This is a genomic window from Pseudomonas mendocina (assembly GCF_900636545.1).
Classification (GTDB): domain Bacteria; phylum Pseudomonadota; class Gammaproteobacteria; order Pseudomonadales; family Pseudomonadaceae; genus Aquipseudomonas; species Aquipseudomonas mendocina.
Genome location: NZ_LR134290.1, coordinates 1,028,035 through 1,043,387, shown reverse-complemented (window position 1 = coordinate 1,043,387; position 15,353 = coordinate 1,028,035). Strand labels below are relative to the sequence as shown.

Below are 15,353 nucleotides of genomic sequence, written 5' to 3'. Positions count from 1 at the left end.
TGCGAAAGCGCGGGCCGCCGAACGACGGCCCGCGCAACTCAATGCGATTCTGTCTGCCTGGCCTTGCCACCTCGGCTCATGCGTTGCGCTACCGACTCCACCAGGAGGTAGAACATCGGGATGAGGAAGGTGGCCAGCAGCGTGGCGGCGAGCATGCCACCGATCACCCCGGTGCCGATGGAATGGCGGCTGGCCGAACCGGCGCCGGAACTGATGGCCAGCGGCACGCAGCCGAGGATGAAGGCCAGCGAGGTCATCACGATGGGGCGGAAACGCAGCTTGGCCGCCTCCAGCGCCGCCTCGAAGATACCCTTGCCCTCGGCACGCAGCAGCACGGCGAACTCGACGATGAGGATGGCGTTCTTCGCCGCCAGGCCGATCAGAGTGACCAGCCCGACCTGGAAGTACACGTCGTTCTGAATACCGCGCAGCCATACCGCGAGGATCGCCCCGAACACCGCGAAGGGCACGGCGGTGACCACCGCCAGCGGCAACGTCCAGCGCTCGTACTGCGCCGCCAGGATCAGAAATACCAGAATCAGGCCGAAGACGAAGGCCTGTGCGCCTGAGCCCTGCGTGGCCAGCTCCTGATAGGCCGAGCCGATCCAACCCAGGCTGTAATCCTCGCCGAGCACCTCATCGGCCACCTCCTGCATTGCTGCCAGCGCCTGCCCGGAGCTGTAGCCCGGTGCCGGACCACCGAGCACCTTGGCCGACGGGTAGACGTTGAAACGGTCGTAGGAGTCCGGCCCGAGGATGCGCCGCACCCGCAGCAACGTAGACAATGGCACCAGATCGCCGCTGCTGGAACGCACGTAGACCTGGCCGAGATCCTCCGGCTTGCGACGGAACTGCGATTCGGACTGCAAACTGACCTGCCAGGTGCGTCCATAGAGGGTGAAATCGTTGACGTAATAACTGCCGAAGGTCGCCTGCATGGCGGTGAACACGTCGCTGACGCTGACGCCCAACGCACGCGTCTTGGTGCGGTCCAGGTCGATGTAGTACTGCGGTACATTGGCGCTGAAGGTGCTCTGCACGCCGGCCAGTTCCGGTCGCTTGCTGGCCGCCTCGACGAAGGCCTGGACCTTCTCGCCAAGCTGCTCGACGCTGCTACCGGAGCGGTCCTGGATGTAGGACTCGAATCCACCGGTGGTACTCATACCGGTAATCGGTGGCGGGTTGAAGGACATCACCAGGCCGTCCTTCTGCGCCGCCCCCATGCCCATGAACTCGCGCGTCAGGTTACGCGCATCGAGTTCATCCGTGGTGCGCTCGCTCCAGTCCTTGAGTGGCACGAAGGACACCCCGGCGTTGCTGCGCACACCGAAGGTGAGCACGTCGAAACCGGCGAAGGTCACCACGTCCTGCACTGCCGGATGCTCCATCAGTTGCTGGCTCACCGCACCAGTCAATGCCTCGGTGCGATTGAGCGAGGCAGCCGGTGGCAGGTAGTAGGCGTTGATCACGTAGCCCTGGTCCTCATCGGGCACCAAGGATCCGGGGACGCGCGCGAACAGCAGCAGGATCAGCGCAATCATGCCGCCGAACAGCAGCACGCCGATCAGCGAACGCTTCAGAAAGAAACGCACGCCCGCGCCGTAACCCTCTGTGGCTTTTTCAAAGAAGCGGTTGAAGGCGCGAAACGGCGCTGCCGGCTCGTGGTGACCGGGCTTGAGCAGCAAGGCGCAGAGCGCGGGCGAAAGGGTCAGGGCGACGATGCCGGAGATCACCACCGATACGGCGATGGTGATCGCGAACTGCTTGTACATCTGCCCCGCCAGGCCGCCGAGAAAGCCAACCGGCACGAACACGGCACAGAGCACCAGAACGATGGCGATGATCGGCCCGGTGACCTCCTCCATCGCCTTGATCGCGGCGTCGCGCGCATTGAGGTTTTCGGTGCGCATTACCCGTTCGACGTTCTCGATCACCACGATGGCGTCATCCACCACGATGCCGATGGCCAGCACCATGCCGAACAGGGTCAGCAGGTTGATGGAGAACCCCAGCAGGTACATGCCGGCGAAGGTACCGACCAGCGATACCGGAATCGCCAGCACCGGAATCAGGGTGGCGCGCCAGTTCTGCAGGAACACGAAGACCACCAGCACCACCAGCACCAGCGCTTCGAAGAAGGTATGGATCACCTCCTCGATGGAGACCTGGACGAACTTGGTGGTGTCGTAGGGGATTTTGTAGGCGATGCCCTCGGGGAAGCGCTTGGCCAGACGCTGCATGGTGCGCTCGACCGCCTCGGCGGTATCCAGGGCATTGGCGCCGGGCTGCAGGTAGATACCGAAGGCGGCGTTCTGCTGGCCATTGAGGGTGGTGACCAGCGAGTAGTCCTGTGCCCCCAGCTCGACCCGCGCCACGTCCTTGAGCAACAGGCTGGCGCCGGTGTCGTCGGTGCGCAGGATGACGCTTTCGAACTCCTTGGGGTCGGTGAAGCGGCCCTGGGTGGTGACCGTGTAGGTGAAATCCTGCGGCTCCTTGAGCGGCTGCTGGCCGAAGCTACCAGCGGCGAACTGCGAGTTCTGCTCGCGGATGGCATTGACCACGTCGGTGGGCGTGAGGTTGTACTGCGCCAGTTTGTCCGGGCGCAGCCAGATACGCATGGAATAGTCCTTGGAGCCGAACTGGCTGGCATCGCCCACGCCCTTGAGGCGCTTGAGCTCATCAATGACGTTGATCAACGCATAGTTGCTGATGAAGATCGGATCACGCGAACCATCCGGCGAATAGAGGGTGATCACCTGGAGAATGTCGGATGATTTTTTCTCGACCTTCACACCCTGGCGGCGCACCTCTTCCGGTAGCTTGGCCAATGCTGCCTGGACCTTGTTGTTGACGTTGATGGTGGCCTGGTCCGGGTCGGTGCCGACCGCGAAGTATACCGTCAGGCTCATCGCCCCGCTGCTGGAAGAGTTGGACAGCTGGTAGATCATGTTCTCGACGCCGTTGATCTCCTGCTCCAGCGGCGCTGCCACGGTTTCGGCGATCACCTGCGAGCTGGCCCCGGGATAGGCGGCGCTGACCGACACCTGCGGCGGCAGGATTTCCGGGTACTGGGCGATGGGCAGTGCGCGCATCGCCGCCAGGCCGGCGAGCACGATGACGATGGAGATGACGGTGGCGAATACCGGACGGTCGATGAAAAAGCGCGAGATCATGGCCTTTACTCCTGCGCCGGACTGGCGGGCGTGGCTGCCTTCGCCTCCTCGACCTTGACCGGGCTGTCCGGCCGCACCTTGGCCAGACCATCGACGATCACCCGTTCACCATCACTGACGCCGGAGAGGATCAACCAGCGTCCGCCCGCCGTGTCGCCCGTGTTGACCTGACGCATCCGCGCGACATTCTGCTCGTCCACTACATAGACAAAGGTGCCGCGCGGTCCCTGAGCGACGGCACGCTCCGGCACGGTGATGGCATTGGGACGAGTCAGGCCCTTGACCTTCACCCGTACGAACTGCCCCGGCAGCAGTTCCTGCTCCGGATTGGGTACCACGCCACGAGCGCTGACGGTGCCGGTGCCGCGGTCGATCAGGCTGTCGGTGAAGTCCACCTCGCCCGCCGTCGGATAGGCCGAGCCGTCACCGAAATAGACTTCGATACTGAGCTTGCCGCTACTTGGCGGTACCAGGCTGCCTTCGGACAGCTCACGCCGCAGGCGCTCGGCCTCGGCGTCCGGATAGGCGAAGTTGACGAAAATCGGATCGAGCTGGGTGATCTGCGTCAGCAGGCTGGCACTGGGGTCGCCGGCAACGATCAGGCTGCCCTCGGAAACGCTCTCCTTGCTAGTCATGCCGGTGATCGGCGCCTTCACCGTGGTGTAGTCGAGGTCGATCTGACGCGACTGCACCTCGGCCTGGGCCGCCTCGATATTGGCCTTGCTTTGCTCGAAATTGGAAATGGCGTTGTCCAGCTCGCTCTCGCTGGCGAAACCCTTCTTCTGCAATTCACGGATGCGCTTGAGATCACGATCGGTCTGCCGGAAGCGCGCCTGCTCCTGCGCCAGCGCGCCCTTGGCGCGTGCCAGGGCGGCCTCGTAGGGACGCGCGTCGATGCGAAACAGCACCTGGTCCTTCTGCACCCGGCTCCCTTCCAGATAGGTCCGCTCCTGCAGAATGCCGCCGACCTGGGCCCTGACCTGCACCTCGCGATAACCGGTCGTGCGAGCCGGGTACTCCAGCACGATGGGCAGTTCACCAACCTTGATCCGCTCCACCGTCACCGCCGTAGGTGGCGCGTCGGCGGCCTGCGCACCGAGCGCGAGGAGGAGCGTTGCAGTTGCGGATAGGTAGAAACGGTTCAGGCGAACGAACGACATGAGGCATTCCTCTCCATGGCTAGCCGCGGGGCAGAAGCGACACAGCGAAGCGCACCACCAGCAGACGGGGCAAAATCGGTAAACTCGATACCTCCTGAGCCTAGTCCCAATTACCCGGATCGCCATGCGTAGAACCAAAGAAGACGCGGAGAAGACCCGCGGCGCCATCCTCGCCGCCGCAGAACAGCTGTTTCTCGAACGCGGGGTCGCCCACACCAGCCTGGAGCACATCGCCCGGCATGCTGGTGTGACGCGCGGGGCGGTCTACTGGCACTTCCAGAACAAGGCGCATCTGTTCCACGAGATGCTCAATCAGGTACGCCTGCCGTTAGAGCCACTGGCCGAACAGCTGGCGGCAGTCGATGGCCTGTCATCGCTGCAGCTGCTGCGCGACCTGTGCATCGAGGCGATGGCCAATCTGGTGCTGGATGAACAGCGGCGGCGCATCCTCACCGTGCTGCTGCGCCGCTGCGAGTTCACCGAAGACCTGCGTGAGGCCGAGGAGCGCCACGAGACCTTCGTCAACCAGTTCATCGCCCTGTGCGAACAACAGTTCGCCCTGCCGGCCGTGCAGCCGCATCTGCAGCCGGGCATCACCCCGCGCCTGGCCTCGCGCACGTTGCACGCCCTGATCGTCGGCCTGTTCAGCGACTGGCTGCGCGATCCCAATCTGTTCGATGCGCAGACCGACACCCCGGCCATGATCGACAGCTGCTTTCGCGGCCTGCTGCGGCAGTGGCCTTAGCCAATCAGGGGCCTAGGCAGGCGTGACCTCGTAACCCTCTTCACGAATGGCGGCCTGTATCCGCGCTGCATCCAGCTCGCCCTGCACGCGCACAAGCCCCGCGGCCAGATCGACTTCGACCCTGGCCGCCTGATCCTGTGCCTGGATTGCCTGGGTGATGGCGCGCACGCAATGACCGCACGACATTCCGCTAACCTTGAACTGTTGCATGTGCTGACTCCTTGGATCAGTGGTCGATGGGAGTAGTCTCAACCTTGCCACGATGGCAAGGTCAAGCCCTTGCGTCATGCCATTAGCATTCCCCTGCGAGGATCATCACCATGCGCCTGCTCTGCTCTGCCCTTGTCCTGCTGCTGGCGCCTCTGGCCCAGGCCGAACCACTGGCCCCGTTGCCGTCGACAAGCCAGGGCGAAGGTTATGCGGTGCTGATCGTCTCGCGCGAACGCCTGGAAGTAGCGACCACCTGCGAGGTCGCGCTGTACCTGCATGACCAGATGGCCGCACGCCTGCACCAGGGTCAGTCAGTGTCCTTCAATCTGCCGCCGGGCAAGGTCTCGCTGCGCCTCGGCCTGACCGGCACCGGTCCCTGCCAGGACGGTATCAACCAGCTCGCCGGTCAGTCGCTGGAACTGCAGGCCGGCGAAGTGCGCCGCTACCGTATTGCCATGGGCAGCGATGGCCTGCGACTGCATGCCGCGCCGACACTGAACTGAGGGCTTGACCTTGCCATGGGGTCAAGGTTGATCCTGTAGTCAAGTCGTTACCAGACCATTGAAAGCCACCTGCCTTGGCAAAACTGCCTGGCCTACGTTTTTCAACGGCCTGCTACAGGGAGCCGAACAACCATGACCACCTTTGATCTGCCGATTCAGGGCATGACCTGCGCCAGTTGTGCCGGTCGTGTCGAGCGCGCGCTGCGCAAATTACCGGAGGTGAGCAGCGCCAGCGTCAACCTGGCCAATGAGCAGGCGCGTATCGAAGCGCCCGCCGGCAGCCTGCCGCAGTTGATCAGCGCCATCGAGGGCGCCGGTTACAACGTGCCCAGCCAGCCGCTGGAGTTGGGTATCGAGGGCATGACCTGCGCCAGCTGCGTCGGTCGTATAGAGCGCGCACTGGGCAAGCTGCCGAGTGTCAGCCAGGTCGCCGTCAATCTTGCCGATGAGAAGGCGCGCCTGCAGGTACTTGCCGGTTTCGACCCACAGTTGGCGGTGAAGGCTGTCGTTGCCGCCGGCTACAAAGCACAACTGCTCGGAGAACGCCCGGCCACCGATCTGGCTCAGCGCCGTTTACGGCGTGAGCGCCTGACCTTGCTGGCCGCCATCGCCCTGACCCTGCCGCTGGTGCTGCCGATGCTGGTCGAGCCTTTCGGCCTGCACTGGATGCTGCCGGCCTGGGCGCAGTTCCTGCTGGCAACACCGGTGCAGTTCATCTTCGGCGCGCGCTTCTATCGCGCGGCCTGGCAGGCGCTGAAGGCCCGTGCTGGCAACATGGATCAACTGGTCGCCATCGGCACCAGCGCCGGCTACGGCCTGAGTCTGTACCAGTGGGCCGTGACGCCCACCGGGCACATGCCGCATCTGTACTTCGAAGCCTCGGCGGTAATCATCAGCCTGATCCTGCTCGGCAAATACCTGGAAAGCCGCGCCAAGCGCCAGACCGCCAGCGCCATCCACGCGCTGCAGGCTCTGCGCCCGGACCACGCGGCGCGCCTCGTCGACGGCCGCGAGGAGCGCGTCGGCATCGACGCCCTGGCGCTGGGCGACCGCATCCTGGTCAAGCCGGGCGAGCGCTTCCCGGTCGACGGCCAGGTACTGGAGGGCCACAGCCATGCGGACGAGGCGCTGATCAGCGGCGAGAGCCTGCCGGTCGCCAAGCAGCCGGGCGACAAGGTCACCGCTGGCGCCATCAACGGCGAAGGCCGCCTGCTGGTCGAGACCACCGCCCTGGGTGCAGAGACCGTACTGTCACGCATCATCCGTCTGGTCGAGGCTGCCCAGGCAGCCAAGGCGCCGATCCAGAAGCTGGTAGACAAGGTCAGCCAGGTGTTCGTCCCCGCAGTACTGCTCATCGCACTGGCCACACTGCTGGGCTGGCTGGCGCTCGGCGCATCCTTGGAAAACGCATTGCTCAACGCCGTCGCCGTACTGGTGATTGCCTGCCCCTGCGCCCTTGGCCTAGCCACACCGACCGCGATCATGGCCGGCACTGGCGTCGCCGCACGTCATGGCATCCTGATCAAGGACGCCGAAGCGCTGGAAGTGGCGCATGCGGTGCAGCACATCGCCTTCGACAAGACCGGTACCCTCACCGAAGGTAAACCGCGCATCGTCCATATCGGCCTGGGCGAATCCAGCGAAACAGAACTGCTGCGCCTGGCCGGTAGCCTGCAACAGGGCAGCGAACACCCGCTGGCCAAGGCCGTATTGCAGCGCTGCGCAGACCAGCACATCGCCCTGCCGGCACTCAGCGATAGCCGCGCACTGGCCGGTCGTGGGATAGCTGGCAGTGTCGAGGGTCGCAGCCTGCAACTGGGCAGCAGCCGCCTATTGGAGGAAAACCAATTGCAGGTGGGGGAGCTGGCCGAATCCGCCCACACCTGGGAGGCCGAGGGCCGTACCCTGTCCTGGCTGATCGAAACCGGTGACGCCCCTCGCCTGCTCGGCCTGCTGGCCTTCGGTGATCAGCTCAAGGAAGGTGCGGCCGACGCCATCACCGAACTGCGTGCACAGGGCATCACCAGCCATCTGATCAGCGGCGACAACCAGGGCAGCGTGGCTGCGGTCGCCAGTGTGCTGGGTATCGACGAACCTCACGCGCAGGTACTGCCGGCCGACAAGGCCCGCCTGGTTGGCGAACTGCGCAAGCAGGGCACCGTGGCCATGGTCGGCGACGGCATCAACGACGCACCGGCCCTAGCGGCTGCGGACGTCGGTATCGCCATGGGCGGCGGCACCGACGCGGCGATGCATGCCGCCGGTATCACCCTGATGCGCGGCGACCCGCGCCTGGTGGCGGCCGCCCTGGACATCAGCCGGCGCACCTACGCCAAGATTCGCCAGAACCTGTTCTGGGCCTTCATCTACAACCTAATTGGCATCCCACTGGCCGCCGCCGGCCTGCTCAACCCGATGTTCGCTGGCGCCGCCATGGCGCTGTCCAGCGTCAGCGTGGTGAGCAACGCATTGCTGCTCAATCGCTGGAGACCGCGAGCATGAACATCGGCCAAGCTGCCAAGCACACCGGCCTGAGTGCCAAGATGATTCGCTACTACGAGTCCATCGACCTGCTGCCCCATGCGGGGCGCTCGGAGAGTGGCTATCGACAGTACAGCAGCAGCGACCTGCATCGCCTGGCGTTCATCAAACGCGCACGGGATCTGGGTTTTTCGCTGGAAGAAGTCGGCAAGCTGCTTGCCCTGTGGCAGGACAAGCAACGCGCCAGTGCCGATGTGAAGGCGCTGGCCGAGGGACATATCGCCACGCTGTCACGCAAGATCGCCGAGATGAGTGCCTTGCGCGATACGCTGGTAGAGCTGGCAAACAGCTGTCAGGGTAACGACCGGCCGGACTGCCCGATTTTGAAGGGCATCGAGCAGGGCGTGGGCTGCGGCACATCGAGTTGCGCACACGGAGACACCTTGTAGCCCGGATGCAATCCGGGGGAGGCTGCGAAAACCGCCCCGGATTTCATCCGGGCTACGGCAAGGCGCAGCCCCCCGACAACCGCTATTCAGCGCATCCAGGGCGGTGTCGGCTCGGCGTCCTTGGGCTCGTCTTCGGCATTGCGCAGCGCCTGCTTCTTCGCCTCTTCGGCCAGGGCGGCCTTGATCTCGCGCATCACCGCGTCGATATCGGCGGCGTCCTCGGGCTCGGCGAATTCGCCGGTCAGTGGCGTATCGGGCTGCAGCTTGCCGGCCTCGTAGAGCGCCCACATTTCCTTGGCGTACTTGGTGTATTTAAGCTCGGGAGCGAACTGGCCGAAGTATTCGGCCATGTTGCGCACGTCCCGTTCGAGCATGCTGAAGGCGTGGTTGTTGGCGGCTGCATCCACCGCCTGCGGCAGGTCGATGATCACCGGGCCTTCAGGGCCGAGCAGCACGTTGAATTCCGACAGATCGCCATGCACCAGGCCGGCGCAGAGCATCTTGACGATCTCCTGGATCATGAAGGCATGGAATTCACGCGCATCGTCCGGGTGCAGCTCGACATCGTTGAGGCGCGGTGCCACATCGCCTTCACCGTCGCCGACCAGTTCCATCAGCAACACGCCATCGAGAAAGTCATAGGGCTTGGGCACCCGCACGCCGGCACTGGCGAGGCGGAACAGGGCTGCCACTTCGGCGTTCTGCCAGGCTTGCTCCTGCTCCTTGCGCCCGTACTTGCTGCCCTTGGCCATGGCCCGCGCCTGCCGGCTGCCACGCACCTTGCGACCCTCCTGGTATTCGGACGCCTGGCGGAAGCTGCGTTTATTGGCTTCCTTGTAGACCTTGGCGCAACGCAGCTCATCGCCACACCGCACCACATATACCGCTGCTTCCTTGCCGCTCATCAGCGGTCGCAGCACCTCGTCCACCAGGCCATCCTCGACCAGGGGTTCAATACGTTTGGGCGTCTTCATCGGTGTGGATCACGGGTCCTTTCTGACGGAAAGATTGATTGCCGACCATCCTCGCACAGCCAGGAACCTGTTCAAAGGCTCGCGAGCTAGCGCCGGGCAGGACGAAGAGGCTGAACAGACGCAGTTTACGGCTTGTACTGGGCATCTGAGCCCCATATCAACGCAGCATGACCGACGCGCAGCCGACCTTGAACAGGCCCCGAGGTAGGCCAACGATGATCATCATGCTTTTACCAGATGGTGCATGAGCGCCTCGATGGCATAGCGCACCTTGGCCGGTTGCGCATCGCGCCGAGGCGTGACGATATGCAGGCCGATGGCCTCGAGCTGCCAATCCGGCAGTAGCGGCAAGAGCTCGCCGCGCGCCAGCAACTCGCGGATTTCCGGCTCGGGCTGCAATGACACGCCCATACCCGCCAGGGTGAACTGCCGCGCAGCCAGGATGTTGTTGCAGCTGATCCGCGTCTCCAGCCGCAGGCGCTGCTGTGCCCCACTCGGACCATGCAACGTGAGGTGCTGGCTGCGTTCCAGATGCAGGCCGATCCAGTCGAGCCCGAGTAATTGCTGCGGTTCGACCGGCACACCGGCGCGGGCCAGGTAAGCCGGCGCCGCGCATAGCAGCATGCGCCAGTCAGTCACGTGGCGGGCCACCAGGCTGGAGTTCTCCTGGTGGCCGACGCGGATAGCCAGGTCGATACGCGACTCGACCAGGTCGATCTGCTCATCCTGAAAAAACAGACTCAGGCTCAACCCCGGATGAGCGCCGAGCAAGGGAGCCAATGCCTCACACAGCAAGGGGCCAGAAAACCCCACCGGCGCAGCGACGCGCAGTTCACCAACAGGTGCGTCGCGCTGTTCGGCCAGACGCTGCTCGGCCTGCTGCGCCAGTTCGACGATCTGCCGGCAGCTCTCGTAGAAGGCGGCGCCCGCTTCGGTCAGGGTCAACTTGCGCGTGGTGCGATGCAGCAGCGTGACCCCAGTGGCTTCCTCCAGGCGACGTATCTGCTGACTGACTGCCGAAGCCGTCATGCCCATCGCTTCGGCCGCTGCCACCATCGAGCCCTTTTCCACGACAGTGGCGAATAGCGCCATGCGTTTGAGCTGCTCCATCATGAAGCCCTACTTAATTATTCAAGTTCATAAAGCCACTTTTTACCGGCTTTATCCAGCAGCGATCATGTATGAACCCTCTCCCTTCAAGGATCATGTCATGAAGATCGCTCTGATTGGCGCCACCGGTTATGTCGGCGCAGCCCTGCTGCAGGAAGCCCTGAATCGTGGCCATCAGGTCACGGCCCTGGTACGCCATCCGCAGAAACTTGGCGCACATCCGCAACTCACCGCCATTCAGGCAGACGTTCATGACAGCGTGGCGCTGGCCGAGCAGTTGCGTGGGCATGACGCAGTGATCAGCGCGTTCAATCCGGGCTGGAGCGTTGCGGACATTCGTGAGCAGTTCATCGCCGGCAGCCGCTCGATCATCTCCGCGAGCAAGCAGGCCGGAATCAAACGCCTGCTGATGGTCGGTGGTGCCGGCAGTCTCTACGTCGCTCCGGGCGTGCAACTAATCGACACGCCGGACTTTCCCGCCGAATACAAGGAAGGCGCCGAAGGCGCACGACAGGCGCTGAACATGCTGCGTGACGAACAGGATCTGGAGTGGAGCTTTCTCTCGCCTGCCGCCCAACTCGTCCCTGGGCCGCGCACCGGCAAATTTCGCCTGGGCCAGGACGAACTGCTGATGAACTGTGACGAGCCTGGCAGCATTTCGGTCGCCGACCTGGCCGTGGCGCTGATCGATGAAGCCGAACGACCGCAGCATATCCGCCAGCGCTTCACCCTGGCGTACTGAACCGCACGGCCGCTCAAATGACCAATGCGAACGCAAGACCCAGAGGAATTGTCATGAATACATTCAGCAGCAGCGCCGTGGTGCTCACAGATACCCCGGCGCGCTATATCAGCCGGCTGTGCAAGCACTTCGCACACAAGATTCCCGTCAGTTTCGACGAGCAGCAGGGACGTATCGAGTTCAACGCAGGCCTGGCCACCTTGAAGGCGGAAGATCAGAGCCTGCGCCTGCAGGTGGAAAGCGCCAGCAGTGATGACTTGAAACGCCTCCAGGATGTCGTTGCCAGCCACTTCGAGCGCTTTGCCTGGCAGGAAGCGCTGACCCTGGACTGGCAACCGGACTGATCCCTCAGAGCGCATCCAGGCGCGCGCGCAAACGACGCAATACCGCCAGCGAATCGGGGTTGTCGCCATGCACGCACAGGCTGTCAGCCCGCAGGTGGAGAGGCTTGCCATCGATATCGGCAAAAGGCTCGCCACGGGCGATGGCCAGAGCCTGGGCCAGGATTCGTTCGGGGTCCTGGTGTACTGCGTCGCTGAGCCGGCGCGGCGCAAGCTGCCCATCCGAGAGATAGGCGCGGTCGGCAAACGCCTCGAACATCAGTGGGACGTCGGCCTCGTCGGCAAGACGCAGCTCACGACCGTTGTCAGCCAGCGCCAACACCATAAGCGGTAACCCCTTGCGATAGCTCGCGCAGGCATCGAGCACCGCCATCAGCAACGCATCATCACGAACCAGATCGTTGTAGAGCGCGCCATGTGGCTTGACGTAAGCCAGTTGGCAACCAGCCGCTCGGCAGAACGCGTCCAGGGCCCCGATCTGATAAAGCACCAGTGCGCGCACCTCTTCTGGCGAGCACTGAAGATGACGTCGCCCAAAGCCTTGCAGGTCGGGATAGGACGGATGCGCGCCGATGCTCACACCGTGCGCTACAGCCAACTCGACGCTGCGCCCCATGATCAACGGATCACCGGCATGGAAACCGCACGCCAGGTTGGCCTGATCGATCAGCGGCATGGCCATTTGATCATCGCCCATGCGCCAGGCTCCGAAGCCTTCGCCCATGTCGCAGTTGAGAAGAATACGATTCATGTCGGCAGCTTAGAGCGCCTGAAATGCATGTGCAAAGTCCACGAATGCATTCAAGAACAAATCGCATTTACAAAATTTACACCTGCCCGCAGCCCAGGCGCTACGGCCTTTCCAGCCCGCTGCAACATTCAGCGATATCACCCGCGATTGAACCTTATATGCAAATCACTATCATCCCGGCCGTTCACAAACGTTCCGCCTGCACACTCATACTGCCAGGAGTAGATCGATGTCCGCCCTCAATTCCCGTACCGCCTTGGCTAGCGCCATTGCTCTGGCCGCCAGTTTCGGCGCCCAGGCCAACGAGCCCATCGCCCTGGGCGACGTGGTTGTCAGTGCTTCCGGCTTCGAGCAGAAGATCACCGAAGCCCCCGCTAGCATCAGCGTAATCAGCCGTGAGGAACTGCAGCAGAAGCGCTACAACAACCTGGCACAAGCGCTGGGGGATGTGGAAGGCATCGACATCGGCCAGGGCACCGGCAAGACCGGCGGCCTGAACATCAGCATCCGCGGCATGCCCAGCCAGTACACCCTGATCCTCATCGATGGCCGACGCCAGAATGCGGCCGGCAACGTCACCCCAAACGGCTTCAACGAAACCTCCACCAGCTTCATGCCGCCAATGTCGGCCATCGAGCGGATCGAGGTGATTCGCGGCCCAATGTCGACTCTCTATGGCTCCGACGCCATGGGCGGTGTGATCAACATCATCACCCGCAAAGTTGGCAGGGAATGGGCGGGCTCTCTGACCCAAGACTACACCTATCAGGAAAATCGTGATTTCGGTGATACCCGCAGCACCAGCATCTATGCCAGCGGCCCGCTGATCGACAACCTGCTCGGCCTACAGGTACGGGGCAGCCTGTTCAATCGAGAAGAGTCAGATCTGAGTTACGGCAACGGCGCGGAAGTTAGCAAGCGTGGTCCCTCCCCTGTCGACGGTGGCACCAACAACGTGGGGGCACGCCTGACGCTTACTCCTCACGAGGACCACGATTTCGGCCTGGATATCGAGCGCAGCCGCCAGAAATACAACAACGACGAGTGCCAGCTCGGCAGCCTCGACGGCCAGAACCGCGACTGTACTGCCAGCGCTACCACCGCCAATGGTTATGCCGACGAGCTACGATTCGAGCGCGAGCAGATCGCCTTGACTCACACTGCGCGCCTGGGTTTCGGGACCCTGGACTCCAGCCTGATGCACAACCGCACCGAAACGATTGGGCGCACGATTCCAGGTAACGTGATTGGCAATAGCTCCGGTATTCCAGGCACCCTCATTGGTGATGATCGCGATCTGGAAACCACCAACCTGGTTCTCGATACGAAACTCGTAGCGCCAATTGGCGACTCACACGTTGCGACGCTCGGCGGTCAGTGGTGGAAAGCCGAAATGACCGACGGCATCGCCCTAGATGATTTCGAACAGAAAACGTGGGCAGTCTTCGCCGAAGATGAATGGCGCTTGCGTGATGATCTGGCCCTGACGTTGGGCGCACGTTACGACGACCATGAAGCCTTCGGCGGCCATGTCAGCCCGCGAGCCTATCTGGTATGGAATACCACGGACAGCTGGACACTCAAAGGTGGTATCAGCCGTGGCTACAAGACTCCGGATCTGAATGACTTGCATAGCGGCATCAATGGTGTCACCAGCCAGGGACAGGTCATCACCATCGGCAACCCTGACCTGAAACCGGAGACAACTACCAGCACCGAGTTTGGTGTCTATTTCGACAGCCTCTCCGGCTTCAATGCCAACGCCACTCTGTTCCATAACAAGTTCAAGGACAAGATCGCCACCGGGGATCCGGTTACTGATCCCCTGTGCAGCGGCAATCCGGCAAGTGGCGGGCTTCCAGCCGGTACCTGCTCGCAACAGATCAACATCGACGAAGCAGTGACCCAAGGCCTTGAGCTGGCCGCCAGTTGGAACTTCGCTCCGGCCTGGACGCTGAGCGCGAACTACACCTACACCAACAGCGAGCAGAAGAGCGGCGACAACAAGGGTGAGCCGCTGACCAATACGCCAGAGCACCTGGCCAATGCGAAGCTGGCCTGGCAGACCACTGATCGCCTCAACCTCTGGCTGAAGACCGAGTACCGTGGCGAACGTGCTCGCTTTACCTCGAAATACGAAAACCTGGCCAACACCAACGGCAGCTACTCCACAAACCAGTCGATCTACGACACCCTCGGCAAGAACACCAAGGCCTATACCCTGTTCCACCTTGGGGGCTCGTTCAAGGCCTCAGAAAACGTGACGCTCAACGCCGCGATCTACAACCTGCTCGACAAGGACTTCGTCAAAGGCAAGGCCTACACCACCTACGCAAACAGTGGTGCAGCCAACGGTACGGCATACGGTACGGACTATATCCAGAGCACCCAGTCCACCACCGGGGTGATGGAAGAAGGTCGCCGTCTGTGGCTGTCGGCAGTCATCGAATTCTGACCCCGATATAGCCAATGCAAAACGCCAGCCTCGCGCTGGCGTTTTGCATTCTCGCGTCCGTCTACCTTACTGCTAGGGCACCGCATCACTGCACGCATATGCGACAGATGATCGAGTAAGTCAGCCATGAGCTGGCGGCACCTTCACGTCATCAATTGCGCCGAATATAGGAAACTGACCTGCAGAAATGAAATCGCCCACACGAGGTGGGCGATTTGTCATGAATCTGCACGAGATGCGTACCCCGGGCCTGAGCCCG

Annotated in this window: 13 protein-coding genes; 7 read left to right on the top strand and 6 right to left on the bottom strand. The window is 62.8% G+C overall.

Going from position 1 to position 15,353, the window contains the following annotated elements:
- Positions 1 to 38: 38 nt before the first annotated feature.
- Together EL191_RS04700 and EL191_RS04695 are read right to left on the bottom strand one after the other, a co-directional pair.
- Positions 39 to 3,173, bottom strand: coding sequence for an efflux RND transporter permease subunit (locus EL191_RS04700; RefSeq protein ID WP_041976871.1), 3,135 nt, complete (start codon positions 3,171 to 3,173; stop codon positions 39 to 41).
- Positions 3,174 to 3,178: 5 nt separating this feature from the next.
- A complete protein-coding gene (locus EL191_RS04695; protein WP_013714063.1) occupies positions 3,179 to 4,333 on the bottom strand; it encodes an efflux RND transporter periplasmic adaptor subunit in 1,155 nt (384 codons plus the stop codon).
- Positions 4,334 to 4,457: 124 nt separating this feature from the next.
- On the opposite strand from EL191_RS04695, the gene EL191_RS04690 reads away from it, so the two are divergent.
- Complete coding sequence (locus EL191_RS04690) at positions 4,458 to 5,078, top strand: TetR family transcriptional regulator (protein WP_013714062.1); 621 nt, start codon at positions 4,458 to 4,460, stop codon at positions 5,076 to 5,078.
- A gap of 12 nt (positions 5,079 to 5,090) precedes the next feature.
- Here EL191_RS04690 and EL191_RS04685 read toward each other — a convergent pair whose 3' ends face one another.
- On the bottom strand, positions 5,091 to 5,288 hold the full coding sequence (locus tag EL191_RS04685; protein ID WP_013714061.1) for a heavy-metal-associated domain-containing protein: 198 nt from the start codon (positions 5,286 to 5,288) through the stop codon (positions 5,091 to 5,093).
- A 110-nt stretch (positions 5,289 to 5,398) separates the two neighbouring features.
- Here EL191_RS04685 and EL191_RS04680 point away from each other — a divergent pair, with 110 nt between their 5' ends.
- From EL191_RS04680 to cueR, 3 genes are all read left to right on the top strand, one after another.
- Complete coding sequence (locus EL191_RS04680; protein WP_013714060.1) at positions 5,399 to 5,791, top strand: hypothetical protein; 393 nt, start codon at positions 5,399 to 5,401, stop codon at positions 5,789 to 5,791.
- 132 nt (positions 5,792 to 5,923) lie between these two features.
- Entirely contained in the window at positions 5,924 to 8,293 is a 2,370-nt protein-coding gene (locus EL191_RS04675; RefSeq protein WP_041976867.1) for a heavy metal translocating P-type ATPase, read from the top strand.
- The gene (gene cueR / locus EL191_RS04670) at positions 8,290 to 8,721 is read left to right on the top strand and encodes a Cu(I)-responsive transcriptional regulator (protein WP_013714058.1); all 432 of its coding nucleotides are present in this window, start codon (positions 8,290 to 8,292) and stop codon (positions 8,719 to 8,721) included. Before EL191_RS04675 ends, cueR begins: the two co-directional genes overlap by 4 nt.
- 86 nt (positions 8,722 to 8,807) lie before the next feature.
- Here cueR and EL191_RS04665 read toward each other — a convergent pair whose 3' ends face one another.
- Both EL191_RS04665 and EL191_RS04660 read right to left on the bottom strand, forming a co-directional pair.
- Entirely contained in the window at positions 8,808 to 9,695 is an 888-nt protein-coding gene (locus EL191_RS04665; RefSeq protein ID WP_017361368.1) for a PA4780 family RIO1-like protein kinase, read from the bottom strand.
- Between the two features lie 222 nt (positions 9,696 to 9,917).
- Entirely contained in the window at positions 9,918 to 10,805 is an 888-nt protein-coding gene (locus tag EL191_RS04660) for a LysR family transcriptional regulator (RefSeq protein WP_041977174.1), read from the bottom strand.
- A 100-nt stretch (positions 10,806 to 10,905) separates the two neighbouring features.
- On the opposite strand from EL191_RS04660, the gene EL191_RS04655 reads away from it, so the two are divergent.
- A complete protein-coding gene (locus EL191_RS04655) occupies positions 10,906 to 11,547 on the top strand; it encodes an NAD(P)-dependent oxidoreductase (protein WP_041976864.1) in 642 nt (213 codons plus the stop codon).
- 53 nt (positions 11,548 to 11,600) lie between these two features.
- Positions 11,601 to 11,891: a DUF2218 domain-containing protein gene (locus tag EL191_RS04650; RefSeq protein WP_013714054.1), complete on the top strand. Its 291-nt coding sequence runs from the start codon at positions 11,601 to 11,603 to the stop codon at positions 11,889 to 11,891.
- A gap of 4 nt (positions 11,892 to 11,895) precedes the next feature.
- Here EL191_RS04650 and EL191_RS04645 read toward each other — a convergent pair whose 3' ends face one another.
- Positions 11,896 to 12,639: a 5-oxoprolinase subunit PxpA gene (locus EL191_RS04645; RefSeq protein ID WP_041976862.1), complete on the bottom strand. Its 744-nt coding sequence runs from the start codon at positions 12,637 to 12,639 to the stop codon at positions 11,896 to 11,898.
- A gap of 229 nt (positions 12,640 to 12,868) precedes the next feature.
- On the opposite strand from EL191_RS04645, the gene EL191_RS04640 reads away from it, so the two are divergent.
- Positions 12,869 to 15,094 carry a TonB-dependent receptor domain-containing protein gene (locus EL191_RS04640; protein WP_041976859.1) on the top strand — a complete coding sequence of 742 codons (2,226 nt, stop codon included), beginning with the start codon at positions 12,869 to 12,871 and terminating at the stop codon, positions 15,092 to 15,094.
- The last annotated feature ends 259 nt before the right edge of the window (positions 15,095 to 15,353 follow it).

What these genes read in the sequence shown, in the direction of transcription:
- cueR (WP_013714058.1), top strand. Translation starts at nt 8,290, where the DNA reads ATGAACATCGGCCAAGCTGCCAAGCACACCGGCCTGAGTGCCAAGATG.
- EL191_RS04655 (WP_041976864.1), top strand. Translation starts at nt 10,906, where the DNA reads ATGAAGATCGCTCTGATTGGCGCCACCGGTTATGTCGGCGCAGCCCTG.
- EL191_RS04645 (WP_041976862.1), bottom strand. Translation starts at nt 12,639, where the DNA reads ATGAATCGTATTCTTCTCAACTGCGACATGGGCGAAGGCTTCGGAGCC.
- EL191_RS04675 (WP_041976867.1), top strand. Translation starts at nt 5,924, where the DNA reads ATGACCACCTTTGATCTGCCGATTCAGGGCATGACCTGCGCCAGTTGT.
- EL191_RS04690 (WP_013714062.1), top strand. Translation starts at nt 4,458, where the DNA reads ATGCGTAGAACCAAAGAAGACGCGGAGAAGACCCGCGGCGCCATCCTC.
- EL191_RS04665 (WP_017361368.1), bottom strand. Translation starts at nt 9,695, where the DNA reads ATGAAGACGCCCAAACGTATTGAACCCCTGGTCGAGGATGGCCTGGTG.
- EL191_RS04640 (WP_041976859.1), top strand. Translation starts at nt 12,869, where the DNA reads ATGTCCGCCCTCAATTCCCGTACCGCCTTGGCTAGCGCCATTGCTCTG.
- EL191_RS04700 (WP_041976871.1), bottom strand. Translation starts at nt 3,173, where the DNA reads ATGATCTCGCGCTTTTTCATCGACCGTCCGGTATTCGCCACCGTCATC.
- EL191_RS04660 (WP_041977174.1), bottom strand. Translation starts at nt 10,805, where the DNA reads ATGGAGCAGCTCAAACGCATGGCGCTATTCGCCACTGTCGTGGAAAAG.
- EL191_RS04680 (WP_013714060.1), top strand. Translation starts at nt 5,399, where the DNA reads ATGCGCCTGCTCTGCTCTGCCCTTGTCCTGCTGCTGGCGCCTCTGGCC.
- EL191_RS04685 (WP_013714061.1), bottom strand. Translation starts at nt 5,288, where the DNA reads ATGCAACAGTTCAAGGTTAGCGGAATGTCGTGCGGTCATTGCGTGCGC.
- EL191_RS04650 (WP_013714054.1), top strand. Translation starts at nt 11,601, where the DNA reads ATGAATACATTCAGCAGCAGCGCCGTGGTGCTCACAGATACCCCGGCG.
- EL191_RS04695 (WP_013714063.1), bottom strand. Translation starts at nt 4,333, where the DNA reads ATGTCGTTCGTTCGCCTGAACCGTTTCTACCTATCCGCAACTGCAACG.